The organism is Vibrio pectenicida, assembly GCA_024347015.1.
GTDB classification, from domain to species: domain Bacteria; phylum Pseudomonadota; class Gammaproteobacteria; order Enterobacterales; family Vibrionaceae; genus Vibrio; species Vibrio pectenicida.
Genome location: AP024889.1, coordinates 2,298,180 through 2,313,163, shown reverse-complemented (window position 1 = coordinate 2,313,163; position 14,984 = coordinate 2,298,180). Strand labels below are relative to the sequence as shown.

Here is a 14,984-nt window from a genome sequence, read left to right as displayed (position 1 = left end):
TTGGAAATAGTCATGGGTTATATTGCTTTAGCTCGAAAGTGGCGACCAACACAATTTGATCAAGTTGTGGGGCAAAGCCATGTTTTGACGGCATTGGGAAATGCTCTTGCTCAGAATCGGCTTCATCACGCTTATTTGTTTAGCGGCACTCGCGGGGTCGGAAAAACGACCATAGGCCGATTATTTGCCAAGGGGCTTAATTGTGAAACTGGCATCACTTCGACTCCCTGTGGACGTTGCGATGCTTGCCAAGAAATTGATCAGGGCCGTTTTGTTGATCTGTTAGAAATAGACGCAGCATCAAGGACCAAGGTAGAAGATACCCGAGAGTTGCTTGATAATGTGCAATATAAGCCTGCACGTGGACGTTTTAAGGTTTACCTTATCGATGAAGTTCACATGCTCTCAAGGCATAGCTTTAATGCTTTGCTTAAAACCTTAGAAGAACCGCCTGAATATGTGAAATTTATTCTAGCAACGACAGATCCGCAGAAGTTGCCTATCACCATATTATCTCGTTGCTTACAATTTCATTTAAAACCAATTAGTGTTGATAACATACATCAACAGTTAGACTATATTCTTGAGCATGAACAAGTCTCTTCAGAGCATCGAGCTTTAGGGATGATTGCGCATGCTGCAGATGGCAGTATGCGTGATGCGCTAAGTTTAACCGATCAGGCAATAGCTCTCGGTAATGGACAGGTTTTAACTGACAATGTTGCCCATATGCTCGGAACGCTTGACACTGATCAAGCGCTACATTTACTTGAAGCGATTAGTTCTAAGCAACCTAAGGTAGCGATGGACTGTTTATCTGCTCTTGCTCAAAATGGGGTTGATTGGGGTGGTTTACTTTCCCAACTCGCTACTCAGTTACATCGTCTGGCTATGTATCAAGCACTTCCAGAAACTCTGGATAAAACTCAGCCAGATGCAGAAAAAATTGAGTTGCTAAGCCTAGCTCTTTCGCCACAAGATATTCAGCTCTATTACCAAATCGCGTTGAAAGGCCGGCAAGATTTGCCATTTTCGCCCTCCGAGAAAATTGGCGTTGAAATGGTGATGTTGCGCATGATGGCATTTCGTCCGGTCACTCAGCCTCAAGCAAACATGGTTTTAAACCAAGTTTCTCAACCAGAACCAGCTCCATCAGCCGAATTATCTCCACCGGCATCACAAATGGCGCCGCAGAGTTCACCACCTCCAGAAGTTATGCCGGCCCTTCAGGCGCAAGAACCTAAATCTGAACTGAGCTCGGACTTAGAGCTTAACCAAATGGAGGTTGCTGCGGGTAAAATTGAACAGGTAAATATAACTTCGCAAGAGCAACCTCAGCCGTCATCACCATCAGTGAGAGGTCTTAGGCATCAACTTCGATCTCAACGTAAAGGGGATAATCAGGCTAGTACGCCAAAAAAGACTAATGCGCCATCTGCTCAAACATCATCAGTTCTTGATAGAGTCGCTCAGCGGCACTCTGGAACTATGCAGGTGTCGCCAGTGTCTAATTCTACGCCTATAGCAACTCCTGAGGTAGATAAAAATGAGTCTTATCAGTGGCGTCCAACACTGCCACAAAAGCAACAAGTAAAGCCGACTAATGTACTAACGCCAACTCAGGTCAAAAAAGCACTAGAGCATGAAAAAACACCTGATATGGTGAATAAGTTAGCTCAAGAATGTTTGCAGCAAAATCACTGGGCACAGTTGATTGAACAATTGGATGTGGCAAAAATGACCGAGCAACTTGCACTAAATTCACATTTTGAGAGGCAAGGTAGTTCTATCATGCTCACACTCAGGCATGAGCAAGCTCATCTCAATAGTGAGCGAGCACGAAGTGAACTAATTACCGCGATCAATGGTGTGCTTGGTGAAACATGTGATTTGGCTGTTGAGGTTGGGCTGTGTGGTGAAACACCGCTTGAACTGCGAGAAAAACTTTACCAGACCAAGTTACAGCAGGCTTTTTTCAGCCTGAAAAATGATGCTAATGTCCAGTTTATCGAACATCGATTTGGTGCTCAATTGGACAGTGATAGTGTCAGACCGATTTAAATCTGGGGTTGAAAAAAGATACTTTGACCTCATCTATTAACGAAATTAGCTAGATAACCAGAGAGAAGAGCATGTTTGGTAAAGGCGGAATGGGTAACTTAATGAAGCAAGCCCAGCAGATGCAAGAGCGTATGCAAAAGCTTCAAGAAGAAATTGCTACTATGGAAGTGACTGGTGAGTCAGGTGCGGGTTTAGTTAAAGTGACTATTACAGGAAGTCACAGCGTGCGCAGAGTCGAGATTGACGAAAGCCTAATGGAAGACGACAAAGAGATGCTGGAAGATCTTATTGCTGCTGCATTTAATGACGCCGCTCGCCGCGTAGAAGAGACTCAAAAAGAAAAGATGGATTCAGTAACAGGCGGAATGCAACTTCCACCAGGCATGAAAATGCCCTTCTAATAAGTAGAGTTAGCAAATGCGCACCAGTCATATGCTGGAGCAATTGATGGAGGCCCTACGTTGCCTACCTGGGGTTGGTCCCAAGTCAGCTCAGCGTATGGTCTTTCATTTGCTACAGCGCGATAGAAAAGGCGGATTACAGCTGGCTGATTCATTAAGCCAAGCCATGACAGAGATCGGTCATTGTAATGAATGCCGTACTTTTACTGAACAAGAAATTTGTCATATCTGTACTAACCCCAAGCGCCAAGAAAATGGTCAAATTTGTGTGGTTGAAAGCCCTGCAGACATCGCTGCCGTTGAATCAACTGGTCAATATTCAGGTCGATACTTTGTACTTATGGGGCATCTATCACCTTTAGATGGTATTGGGCCAAGTGATATTGGTCTTGATGTTCTTGATTACAGGCTACGCAGAGGGGATGTGACAGAAGTGATTTTGGCGACTAATCCGACTGTTGAGGGAGAAGCCACAGCGCACTATATTGCAGAACTCTGCCGTGAGCATAAGGTTCAAGCAAGTCGAATTGCCCATGGTGTACCCGTTGGGGGTGAGCTTGAATTTGTTGATGGTACAACGCTTTCTCACTCGTTACTCGGCCGACAAAAGATATAGTTGATAGGAAAAAGCCACTCGTTTGAGTTAATGCCGTTTGGATAAGCAATGTCCATTATCCCAAAATAAATTTGAGCTGTGACATAAAGGACTGAACGTCGAAACGTTCGGTCCTTCTTTTATTTGGGCAAACAGAGTGACTGATGCTCTCTTGAATTTGTTTAAATTTTGGCGGTAGAGTGCCACAAGTAGCTTAGTGCTAGTCAACGCAATGGTGTATCTATTGGTTTGATTAATCAGAATATAATCAGTCACATTTCGACTCAAGGTTTAATCAGAGGTTACATAATATTGTAATTTATTTATGCCCCAAAATCATCCGGCATTCAATTCCTGACCAATTTCCTAAGTCATCTCTTGACCTACTTTTCTTAATGGCAGATTATGAACCTAGTTGATAATTTATAGCTATGCAGATGTGTTCGTCAGTTTGTGAGTGGAAGGAAGCATAAAACCTCTAGAGCGGTATGTTGCTGGTGTTGTGTCTCTATTTTCTGAATATATTGTAAAGACAATGTCTGCTGAAACGCACTGTTATAGGGCATTTAGAACCAGCTACCTAATTTTTAGAATTTATGTTCACACAGAGGGATTATGGGAAGTCAAAACCAAATAAAATCTAAGTTGCTTGAAATGGAAGGCGGAAAATTTCAAAGACTCTGTGATGATTGGCTGTATAGAAAGGGGTATGAAAATATAAACCCTATTGGAATGATGAATACAACTGACCGAGTTGTTAAAGGTACGCCAGACTGTCTGCTTATGCAGAAGAATGGAAAGTATATTTTTTCGGAATATACCGTTCAAGAGGAGCGTCTAGCCAATAAACTAAAAGATGACATTGAAAAGTGCTTTGATGAAAATAAAACAAGCATTCCTATAGATGAAATCAGTGAAATAATCATATGTTATTTGGGTAAACTTACTACGGAAGAAATCAACGAACTCAGAACCTTTTGCTACGAAAGAGGAGTAATGTTGACTCTTAATGGTCTTGATTCAATTTCTTTGAGCATTAAAAACTCTTACCCAGTTCTATCAGAAGAGTATTTAGATTTATCATTAGATACTGGTCAGTTGTTGAGTATTGATGATTTTATTGAAAGATATGATAGAAGCAATTTTACAACGCCTATCGACAATGAGTTATTATTCTGTGATGACTTGCTAAGTAATGCAGTCAGCACTCTGAATTCTTATAATTTTCTACTTGTATCAGGTGCAGCCGGGTTAGGAAAAACATTATTTTCAGTAAATTTGGCAAAACAAGTCCATCAAGAAAACAAAAATACAAATGTTGTTTGTCTTTTTGATAAAGGTGCAGACTTAATAAGGGATATAACCGCATGCTTTAGCGAATCAGGGGATTATCTTATTTTTGTCGACGATGCAAATAGACTAGACAATCGACTTGATTACATACTTCACTATCTAAATGAAAAAGATGAAAGCCGGACTTTTCGAATTATCGCTACAGTACGAGATTATGCACGAGAATCCGTTCTAGAAAAGGTTAGTAAATATACAAAACTTCATGAGCAAGTCATTACTCCGTTGACTGATGAGCAGATTAAAGAGTTGTCTGAAACATTATTTGGAATTAAAAATGGGGAGTACCAAAAAAGAATACAAGAAATATCCTGCGGTAATCCACGACTGGCTGTAATGGCATCAAAAGTTGCTATAGAAACAAATCAAATACAGTCTATCCAAAATGTTACTTCCTTATATAGCGATTACTTTGGGGAGAACGAGAATGTAAAACTTGTGCTTGACGATGAGCGTTTGGTTGTTGCGGCTTGCGCTATTTCTTTCTTTAGAAAAATTGACAAACTTAATGAACAGCAAATGGGTATGGTGGAAAATTCCTTCGGCATACAGGCTGAGGAATTCTGGGAAATTGTTGATATCTTACATAAAAACGAAATAGTCGATTTGTATGAAAGCGAAGTAGTGAAGATATCTGATCAAGTTCTATCTACTTATCTTTTTTATATAACCGTATTTGAAAAGAAGATAATACCATTCTCATTGATAGTTAAAGATTTTTATCCCGATTATACAAGAACTATTGTTGATTCACTAAACCCTATCATTAGTGCTTTTGACCAAAGGAAAATTGTTGCTGGCATTAGGAGTGAGGTTAAAGATATATTTGAAAGGTATTCTGAAAGCGAGAGTGTCGATAAATCGATAGAGTTTTTGAGCACTTTTTGGCTTGCCCTGCCAACAGAGGCTTTGGTTTTTTCATCAAAGGTTATTAGCGGAATGCCGGACGTTTATATTGACTGGAAATGTGAAAATTATGAGGAGGCTGAGAACGAGGCAGATAAATCATCTTTAATCAGTTTGTTAACAAGTTTTAGGTATTATAATGAGCAAGAATTTAAAATGTCCTTTGAATTGCTGCTTAAATATCTTGCTAAAAGTAAGGCGGCCCTTGGCTTTGTAATACGAGTGCTGTCTAAACATTACAATTTTAAGCCTAATGATTGTCGATACGGCTATTATGTACAATCGTTCATTGTAGATAAATTGATAGAGCAACTGGATAAAGGGGAAAACTACTTATTCAGTCGACTTTTTATTTTAACGGCTAGTTATCTGCTAAAAGTTGAGCACAGAGAGCATCAATGGTCTCGCGGTGATGCAATAAGCATAATAACTTTTAGGCTATCTCCTGATGAATACCTATTCGCTTTAAGAGATAAGATTATCTCAAACCTATCTTTTTTAATGGATAAAGATGAGTTGCAACCTTTCGTTATTGATGTAATTAGTGAGTACGTAGGCAGAGCAAGATATGAGGGAGCGGATATGGCTTATGCTGACCTTCCTCTTTTTGAACGATATTTTGTTAAAAAGTTAGATAAGGATAATTTGTCTCACTGCATGATGATGCAAGACTATTGTGAGCACCTTAAATCTTTGGAGTTGGACTATCCAAAGGAGTGGAAAGAAGAATTCTTTAATGAAACGCTTAAACTTTCACACTTACTTCTTGAAGACAGGCATGAGCGGCGCATGCTTGAAATGGGGTATGAGGAATACAATCAATACTGTCATCAGAATTTAGTTGAGCATTTTGCAGGAATTTCGATAACAGATTTCATTGACTTCATGGATAGGTGTAAAGAATTGAATAATGCCCTGTCGGGTAGAGATAGGGATTACTCATTAAAACACGGAATCGAAATGAGTTTTCACGCTATGGCTGAGTCAGTGCCCGACCTCTTTCCTGAAATTGTATTGAGGTATATGGATTATGATGACTATTTTGAAGTAAATCCTCATTTCTTAGTTACAGACCTGTTTAAGTCTCAATCTAGTAGTGACGTTTTTTCGCTGTTAAATAGCAAAGAATATCGGTGGAAGAAGTTATGGCTATCTACTTATTTTGCATCATTGCCAGAGGAGTCCATTGCCGATGATGACGCTCGCTTATTAATAGAGCACATTAGCAATACGCCAAGTAACGAATTGCTGCGTGGTTGGCTAGATTACTTGGATAAGTATAAGGGCATTGACGATGCTATTTATAGCAAAGTAGTCAGAATTCTAACTGATAAATCCCATGAAGATGCTAACTATGCAAGATCACTAAGATACCTATTTAGTAGTCACTCCAGCATATTTGGCAACTGGTTTGAAGTATTTGAGCCAGATGAGGAACTGATTTTTGATGCATACCTAGCCGCCTTCAGTCTAGAGCGTTACTGCGATTATTCTGGCGACGCTTTAAAACTTCTTTTAGATAGACGGTTTGAGTTTTTATATAAATTGATCGATCAAATATATGAAAATGAAAGATGGCCTGATTTACACACAGATATGCCAGAGTTAAAGTTTTTGTGGGAAAGAGAGGGCTACATCGAAGAAGTTGAAGAATACGCGAGATATCTCCAGAGTAAAGATGAACACTCTTTCAGGTATAGCGAAAATATTTTTAGTAAATTATTCACTAAAGAAAAAGGGAAAACTGAATCGGAAGATATAAATCAGAAAAAACATAATTTTTTCCGCAATGCCGTCAAGAAAAATGCTTCGGATATCAAATTTACGCGTTTTTTATTTCAATCTGCACAATATCTTAGTGAAGAATTCAGGCGGGAACTGTTAGGTCTATTTCTTAATGAAAATGCTAAATTTGAGGACTTTCAAACGCTAGATTACGAACTAACTACTCGGACGTGGTCGGGAAGTCGAGTTCCCATCTTGGAGCGAGAGAGGAATTTTCTTGAAAGTTTGCTGCCACTTTTTAACTCCATTCAGTTTCTTGAGCATAAATTCTATGTGGAGAAACAAATTGAGAGTAAATTGAAATCTATTGAATATGAAAAGAAGAGAGATTATATGGAAAGCAGATAGCTTGATATGTAGTAAGAATACTCGGGGCCAGCTCTTCCTTTTCGCCCTAGAAAAATTTATCCGAACGTCCGACATTCATCAGAAATCGTAACGTGGAATTGTCCAAAACCTTCGTACTTCGTAACTTAGTAGTGACACTGAGCAGACATTCCCCTTTAAAAATATTTTGCTATTTAAATTTGATATAGAGATGTATCTACTGAAAAAGTGATGAAATGGAAAATTATCTATAAAATGACTAAGACTTGAAAAGTTACAGAGAAACATGAAATCAATTAAAAAGTTGTTGCACATTCGTCAGTAAGTACTAAATAGAAGAAAATATGCTTTACTCTATGGGTAGTGGACAATCTAGAGTTCTGTGCGAGAAGAAGGGTTCTGCCGCATCTTTAACTATTTTTGCGACAAAAACCCTAAAAGGTACCGACTAATGTAAAGTTCTAGATAGGAATAATATGATTACCGATTACACCAAATATCTAAGCTCAGATCTCCCAAATTACTGGGGCGAGATTAAAACTTCGTGGAAATCGCCAAAAAGTGGCAAATATATTTATCTAGAACTGACAAATGGTCACCCCTTTCTAAAACACGTTGAAGACTTTGTTAACGAAAACATCTCAGCTAGGAAGGTCGTTTCACCCACGGCCGAAAACGCTCGTATGCACTATGCCTATGAGATGAAAAATAACCCTCAAAATAGTGAAATTATCGTTTCGAGAATGACTCGGAGAATGAAAGAAGGAAAAGGCGATGTTAAGCCTCCAGAGTCGGCAAATATCTCGATTCGTTCTTTGAAAATCATCTACAACAAAGAGTTGTTAGCGACATATAAATCGTTTATCAATACCAATTACTCCCTCGGCGAAAACTCAGCTAACAAAGTTGGGGCAACTAAGTTCCAGTCTAAATTTCAAAATGACACAGAATATACAGACTTCTGTGCGCCAGTGCTTAACCGAAGAAATGGGGAGTTAATGCTCTTTCACGGCACCTCTCCTTATATTGGAGATTTGATTGCAGGTGGGGGATTCAGGCCCGACCTAGGCAAGAAAAATGCGAAAACAGGCTGCTATGGGATGCTTGGCCAAGGGGCGTATTTCTCAGATAATTTTTCTAAGATTATGACCTACTCGACCTGCCCACAGTGTGGCGACTATCGTTGCTTTTGCAGAGATAGCGCAGGTCGAAAATTCAGTAAAACAGCGTTAATCTCCAGAGTCTGCCTAGGGCACTCAAAGCTCTTTCCTCATCTTATCCATGCAGTAATTCCATTCACGTCTGCAAGGAGCGACTTTAAAAAAGTGAGCTCAGAACACGCCCAAAAACTGGGTTATGATTCGGTTATTTCCAGAGGTACCAACAACAACTTCTGGAATATTTCCAGCGGCAATAACGAGTTTATGATCACAGGTGCGAGCCAAGCTTATACTGAGATTATCTTTGACTATGTGATTGGTGAAGATAACGTTTCTGACAACAATTATTTTATCAACCTCATTTCTGGTACATTAGCTAAATACGATGGCGCAACTAAGTTTCGACAAAGCAGCCAATCCAAGCATGCTGTTAGAACACTGAAAAACTTAGTAACACGCAGAGAATCCGACAAACTGGTGACAGCGGTAAATTACTATATGTCTGTCTCGACCAAAAATAGTGTATTAGCCAGTCAGTATGGTAATCCACTCAAACCAGGCTCGCGTCTGCACAAAATGCTCCAGACCGCGATGGTAGAAAGCGGGGCTTATCAGGATTATTAAACAACATACCCTTTTAAAGCATTTGTTAATCTCGAAGCGTTGGAGAAAGAAAAGCAAGTTGCCTATGCCAGTGCTCTCTGATGCTGCAACCATCGATAGTAGATAATGTCGTTTACAATCATAAATATATAGCAAGAGTTAGACATTGACGCTGCCGGCTATTGGAGACTGAGCACAGACAGTTTTGTTAAACGTTGAGATTGTCCGTACAGTTTAACTTGAGCAGAACAGTTCTCAATAGTGTCATTCTTCATTGCTATTTTTTGTTCAAGCATAAAAACCCCATTAACTTTGTTGATGGGGTTTTTCAGTTAATCGCAGCAAGCTTCTAATCTTCTTAAACGATCTGTATTAATTCGTTTTCGATTCACTTTTTCTTGGTGTGGAACTGCTCACAGGCAAGCATGGTATTTTCTATCAAGCTGGCAACTGTCATAGGGCCCACACCTCCTGGAACTGGTGTAATAAAGCTGGCTCGCTCTTTGGCGTTGTCGTAATCCACGTCGCCAATTAATTTGCCAGAGTTTAGGCGATTGATACCCACATCAATTACTACGGCACCTTCTCTAATCCATTGGCCTGGAATGAAATTCGGCTTACCTACAGCGACAACAACGACATCGGCTTGTCGAACATGGCTTTCAAGATCTTTGGTAAATCGATGACAAGTTGTTGTAGTACAACCTGCAAGCAGTAACTCTAGTGTCATTGGGCGGCCAACAATATTAGATGCTCCAACAACAACCGCGTGTAGACCACGTAAATTAATGTTATAGCGATCAAGTAGCGTGATAATCCCTTTTGGTGTACAAGAACGTAATTTAGGAATACGCTGAGCTAGGCGACCAACATTGTATGGATGAAATCCATCGACATCTTTTTCAGGATGGATACGCTCAAGAATTTGAGTGGCATCTATACCTGCTGGTAAAGGCAGTTGGACAAGAATGCCGTCAATTTCATCATCACTGTTGAGTTCATCGACTAAAGTCAGTAGTTCTTGCTCTGTTGCTGTTGCAGGAAGGTCAAATGACTTTGAGACAAATCCAACCTCTTCACAAGCACGGCGTTTACTGCCTACGTAAACTTGTGAGGCTGGATCTTCGCCAACCAATACAACAGCTAGGCCAGGCGCTCTTAAGCCTGCATTGATGCGTGCTTTTACGCGCGCAGCAACTTCTGAACGAACAGTTTGAGAAATAAGAGTTCCATCAATATTTTGAGCGGTCATGATGTTCCTTTAAAACAGAATGGCTATTTTACTGGACGCATTGTCGCAAATTATCCAACGAACATCCATAGGCAAACGTTTGCCTTGGGATGTTTTTAACCAAAATTACGCTTGGTGAGTTTTTTTTAGTCACTCAGTTCATAATGTTATGAAAAAGTCTTGTGTTCAAGTGCTGAACTCGTATAATCCTTTCCCTGTAACGCGCCCTTAGCTCAGCTGGATAGAGCACGTCCCTTCTAATTGGCTAGTTTTTACTAGCATTCAGGTTGGGCCTCTTTTTGGAAACGATAAGAGTGTAAGACGTCAAATTCGGGGAAACCTTACTTTAGCAAGTTGGCAATCCCGAGCCAAGCCCAGTAATATTGGGAAGGTGTAGAGACTAGACGGCGTCTACCTAAAGCTTTTATAGCTATGGTAAAGGGATAGTCCAGCGCACAAAGCCTTTTAGAGGTGGTAGCGAAAGCTATAGTGTGATGAAGGATGTGGTCGTAGGTTCGAATCCTACAGGGCGCGCCATATTCTATTAAAACCCTAGCATCATTTGGTGTTAGGGTTTTATCGTTCTGGGCGTTATAAAAAGTAAGCGCAGGATTCAAAAACTTCTAACTGTCAATCCGTTACAAATTGCCTTCAACTTTCTATTTTATACTTGGTCTAGCACAACTATTTAATTAGTACTGCTTGGCTTCTCATTGCTGTCGGCGATACGGAAAAAAACTCTTTAAAACATCGACTAAAATGGGTTGTTGAACAAAAGCCTGTCGATGCCGCAATGGCTGAGATTGAATCCTCAGATTGGAGCAATAATTGCCTTGCATAAGTTAACCTCAGTTCTAAATAGTACTTAGAAGGTGAAGCTTGTATATGCGTCTTAAATAGTCGTTCTAACTTTCTGCGCGATATTTTGAGGTAACGAGCTATGTCTTCGACATAGAGTGGCTCGTCAAGATTACTGACCATTAATAGATTGGCTTCTTTGACAATCGTTGGCGCAGAGTCGGGCAAATAAGTGTGAAGTTGCGGCGTTGAATTTTTTGGAATTGAACGGTCACAAGAAAGGATTTCTCGCACCGCATTAGAATTGGGTAGACTCGTGATTTTTTGTACTAGCGCTAACATCATATCGAGAGTGCTACTTGCTCCAGAAGAAGTGAAGATGTTTTCATGTCCAACATAGGAGCTTGAGGATAAAACGCTACGAGGAAACCTTTCTTTTGCATAGGCATGATTGTCTGGATGAAGGGCATATTGGTTCCCATCAAGAACGCCTGCATGGGCGAGAAAAATAGCCCCATTCCAAATCCCACCCAGAATTGTTCTGCATTTACCACTTAATGCAATCAGCTTTGACAACTGAGAATTTTCATTCAGGCTTGTTCGATAGCCTCCGCAAACGATCACAGCATCGAACTCTTGTAATGCCTTTACTTCGTCTAAGGAGTGATCAGGCGTAAGGCCAATACCAAGATCGCTGAGCACCTCGCCATTGCCTAATCCAACCGTAGCAAAGGTAAATCGCGTCGAACCTTCCACCAAGTTTGACGTCACTAAACAATCGACCGCACAAGTAAATGACATTAGGGAAAAATGCTCAAGCACAACGAATAGCACCGAGGTTTGTTTACATGTGGTTTTTTCTTTCGCGATAAAACATTGGTTGGTATCTCTCATTGGAGCTGAGAATTTTCTTATTATTTTCATCACCATGCCTTGAGGTTTGAGTGCCATGGCAGTGTCTCAGGTAAGCGACTTGTTACAAGTATTATCAATATAAATTTATTACTCACATCACATTATTTTCAATATCTAACGCAATGATTCGGTGATTTGTCGCAAAAGCAACAGTTCTTGACGCACGCAGTCGGTCATAGAACAGGGATGCAGGATATTTTGTTAACACTATTGTTACATTAATGTGCGCAAGGAGAGACGTGTGTTCTACCAAAATGACACCATTGAAGGGTTTGATGATGAATTGCTTAGTGCTATTAACAGTGAAGATACCCGCCAACAAGAACATATAGAGTTAATTGCTTCTGAAAACTATACCAGTAAAAGAGTAATGCAAGCGCAGGGTACACAGCTGACCAATAAGTATGCAGAAGGTTACCCAAGTAAACGATACTACGGTGGTTGTGAGCATGTTGATACCATCGAGTGTTTGGCTATTTCTCGTGCAAAAAGCTTGTTTGATGCCGACTACGCTAATGTTCAACCTCATTCCGGATCGCAAGCCAATGCTGCTGTATTTATGGCTTTGCTTAATCCTGGTGATACGGTTTTGGGAATGAGTCTCGCGCATGGAGGGCATCTCACCCATGGAGCTAAGGTGAGTTTTTCAGGCAAAATCTACCACTCTGTCCAGTATGGCTTGAAAAATGGAACAGGTGAAATCGATTACGACCAAGTTGCAGAGTTAGCCAAACAGCATCAACCCAAAATGATCATTGCAGGCTTTTCTGCATACTCGCGTATTGTTGATTGGCAACGATTTAGAGAGATTGCTGATTCGGTTAATGCCTACTTATTTGTCGATATGGCGCACGTAGCTGGGTTAGTCGCTTCAGGCCATTATCCTAACCCCCTTCCTTATGCTGATGTGGTCACTACCACGACCCACAAGACGCTGAGAGGGCCGCGTGGTGGCCTTATTTTAGCTAAAAGCAATCAAGAACTAGAAAAAAAATTAGACTCAGCTGTCTTCCCTGCTGGGCAAGGCGGACCTCTGATGCATGTGATTGCAGCAAAAGCAGTGGCGTTTAAAGAGGCTTTATTACCTGAGTTTTCTGAGTATCAAGCTCAGGTTGTGAAGAACGCGCAAGTAATGGCAAAAGGGTTTATTGAGCGCGGTTATGATGTGGTTTCTGGTGGGACAGATAATCATTTGTTTCTAGTCAGCCTTATTGAACAAGGGATCACAGGAAAAGATGCCGACTTTGCACTGGGTAAAGCGCATATCACAGTCAATAAAAATGCGGTACCTAATGATCCAAGATCTCCGTTTGTGACAAGTGGGCTGCGTATTGGTACGCCAGCCATTACTTCAAGAGGATTTAAAGAAACCGAGGCGGCCATACTAACTGATTGGATTTGTGACATTTTAGATGATCTGGGCAACGAGGATTTGATTAAGAAGGTGCAAGAAAAAGTGGCTTCTTTATGCGCCAAATTCCCGGTTTATCGGTAACACCAATCCGAGGGCGCTCAAGAAAGAACAACACCCTAACCGATGCGTCCTTTACAAGACGATTAGATTTTAACGTTTTATGGAAGGTAAACAATGAAGGATTACTCAGGTTTTGGACTATTTAAGCATGCCTTAACTTACCATGAGAACTGGCAACGAGTTTGGCGAAATCCAATACCAAAAAAACATTATGATGTTGTCATCATCGGTGGTGGTGGTCATGGCTTAGCCACGGCTTACTATCTTGCTAAGCAGCATGGCTTAACCAATATCGCAGTGATAGAAAAGGGCTATTTAGGTGGTGGAAATACCGCGAGAAATACCACAATTGTTCGCTCTAATTATTTGTGGGATGAGGCTGCTCATCTCTACGAGCACTCGATGAAATTGTGGGAAGGTCTGTCTCAAGAGCTCAACTATAACCTTATGTTTAGCCAAAGAGGTGTATTAAACCTTGGTCACACATTACAAGATATGAGAGACATCGAAAGACGGGTTAATGCCAACCGACTTAATGGCATAGATAGCGAGGTGCTGACTACCGAAGAAGTACAAGAATTGGCCCCAATACTCAATTGTTCACCCAATGCAAGATACCCAGTATTAGGAGCAAGTTGGCAAAAACGTGGGGGAACTGCCCGTCATGATGCAGTGGCTTGGGGATATGCGCGGGCTGCGGATAGGTTAGGTGTCGATCTGATTCAACAGAACGAAGTGACAGGTATTCGAGTAGAAAATGGCGCAGTGGTAGGAGTTGAAACTAAGAAGGGCTTTATTAGTGCTGGAAAAGTAGCTTGTGTGGCATCAGGTAATTCTGGTGAATTAGCGAAAATGGTTAAGATGACGTTACCTCTAGAATCTCATCCTCTTCAAGCTATGGTATCTGAGCCTTTAAAACCTTGTTTAGATACCGTAGTGATGTCTAACCATGTTCATGGTTATATGAGCCAATCTGATAAAGGTGACCTAGTGATCGGTGCTGGTATTGATGGTTATTTAGGATATGGGCAAAGAGGTTCTTTTTCTGTCATAGAGCACACCATAGCGGCAATTATCGAGATGTTTCCCATTGTTAGCCGAGTCAGGCTCAATCGCCACTGGGGAGGCATTGTTGATACCACGCCTGATGCTTGCCCAATCATCAGTAAAACCCATATTAAAGGTTTGTATTTTAATTGTGGCTGGGGAACAGGAGGCTTTAAAGCAACACCAGGATCTGGTCATGTATTTGCGCACACCATTGCCAAAAATCATCCACACCCTTTGGCTGAAGCTTTTAACCTTAATCGATTTGTTACGGGGCATTTAATTGATGAGCACGGCGCAGCTGGCGTTGCGCACTAGTTCAGGGAGAAAA

General features: G+C 40.8%; 9 protein-coding genes. 7 read left to right on the top strand and 2 right to left on the bottom strand.

The genetic code is table 11. From position 1 onward, the window contains the following. The first annotated feature begins 12 nt into the window (after nt 1-12). The 5 genes from dnaX to OCV27_RS10570 all read left to right on the top strand — a co-directional run bounded on the left by dnaX (nt 13) and on the right by OCV27_RS10570 (nt 9,209). Nucleotides 13-2,061, top strand: a complete 2,049-nt coding sequence (dnaX, locus tag OCV27_RS10590; protein WP_125320305.1) for a DNA polymerase III subunit gamma/tau — start codon at nt 13-15, stop codon at nt 2,059-2,061. A gap of 71 nt (nt 2,062-2,132) precedes the next feature. Next, entirely contained in the window at nt 2,133-2,462 is a 330-nt protein-coding gene (locus OCV27_RS10585) for a YbaB/EbfC family nucleoid-associated protein (protein ID WP_125320304.1), read from the top strand. 16 nt (nt 2,463-2,478) lie between these two features. Beyond that, on the top strand, nt 2,479-3,078 hold the full coding sequence (recR, locus tag OCV27_RS10580) for a recombination mediator RecR (RefSeq protein ID WP_125320303.1): 600 nt from the start codon (nt 2,479-2,481) through the stop codon (nt 3,076-3,078). A 594-nt stretch (nt 3,079-3,672) separates the two neighbouring features. Then, nucleotides 3,673-7,446 carry an nSTAND3 domain-containing NTPase gene (locus OCV27_RS10575; RefSeq protein ID WP_337969067.1) on the top strand — a complete coding sequence of 1,258 codons (3,774 nt, stop codon included), beginning with the start codon at nt 3,673-3,675 and terminating at the stop codon, nt 7,444-7,446. 455 nt (nt 7,447-7,901) lie between these two features. After that, nucleotides 7,902-9,209, top strand: coding sequence for a poly(ADP-ribose) polymerase family protein (locus tag OCV27_RS10570; protein WP_337969066.1), 1,308 nt, complete (start codon nt 7,902-7,904; stop codon nt 9,207-9,209). Nucleotides 9,210-9,576: 367 nt separating this feature from the next. On the opposite strand, the gene folD is transcribed toward OCV27_RS10570, so the two are convergent. Beyond that, nucleotides 9,577-10,440 carry a bifunctional methylenetetrahydrofolate dehydrogenase/methenyltetrahydrofolate cyclohydrolase FolD gene (gene folD / locus OCV27_RS10565; protein WP_337969065.1) on the bottom strand — a complete coding sequence of 288 codons (864 nt, stop codon included), beginning with the start codon at nt 10,438-10,440 and terminating at the stop codon, nt 9,577-9,579. A gap of 663 nt (nt 10,441-11,103) precedes the next feature. Continuing rightward, nucleotides 11,104-12,168, bottom strand: coding sequence for a GlxA family transcriptional regulator (locus tag OCV27_RS10560; RefSeq protein WP_337969064.1), 1,065 nt, complete (start codon nt 12,166-12,168; stop codon nt 11,104-11,106). A gap of 205 nt (nt 12,169-12,373) precedes the next feature. Between OCV27_RS10560 and glyA the strand changes: the two genes are divergently transcribed. Both glyA and OCV27_RS10550 read left to right on the top strand, forming a co-directional pair. Further along, on the top strand, nt 12,374-13,627 hold the full coding sequence (gene glyA / locus OCV27_RS10555; protein WP_420919465.1) for a serine hydroxymethyltransferase: 1,254 nt from the start codon (nt 12,374-12,376) through the stop codon (nt 13,625-13,627). 93 nt (nt 13,628-13,720) lie between these two features. Then, nucleotides 13,721-14,971 (top strand): sarcosine oxidase subunit beta family protein, encoded by a 1,251-nt coding sequence (locus OCV27_RS10550; RefSeq protein ID WP_337969063.1) that lies wholly within the window; start codon nt 13,721-13,723, stop codon nt 14,969-14,971. Nucleotides 14,972-14,984: the final 13 nt, after the last annotated feature.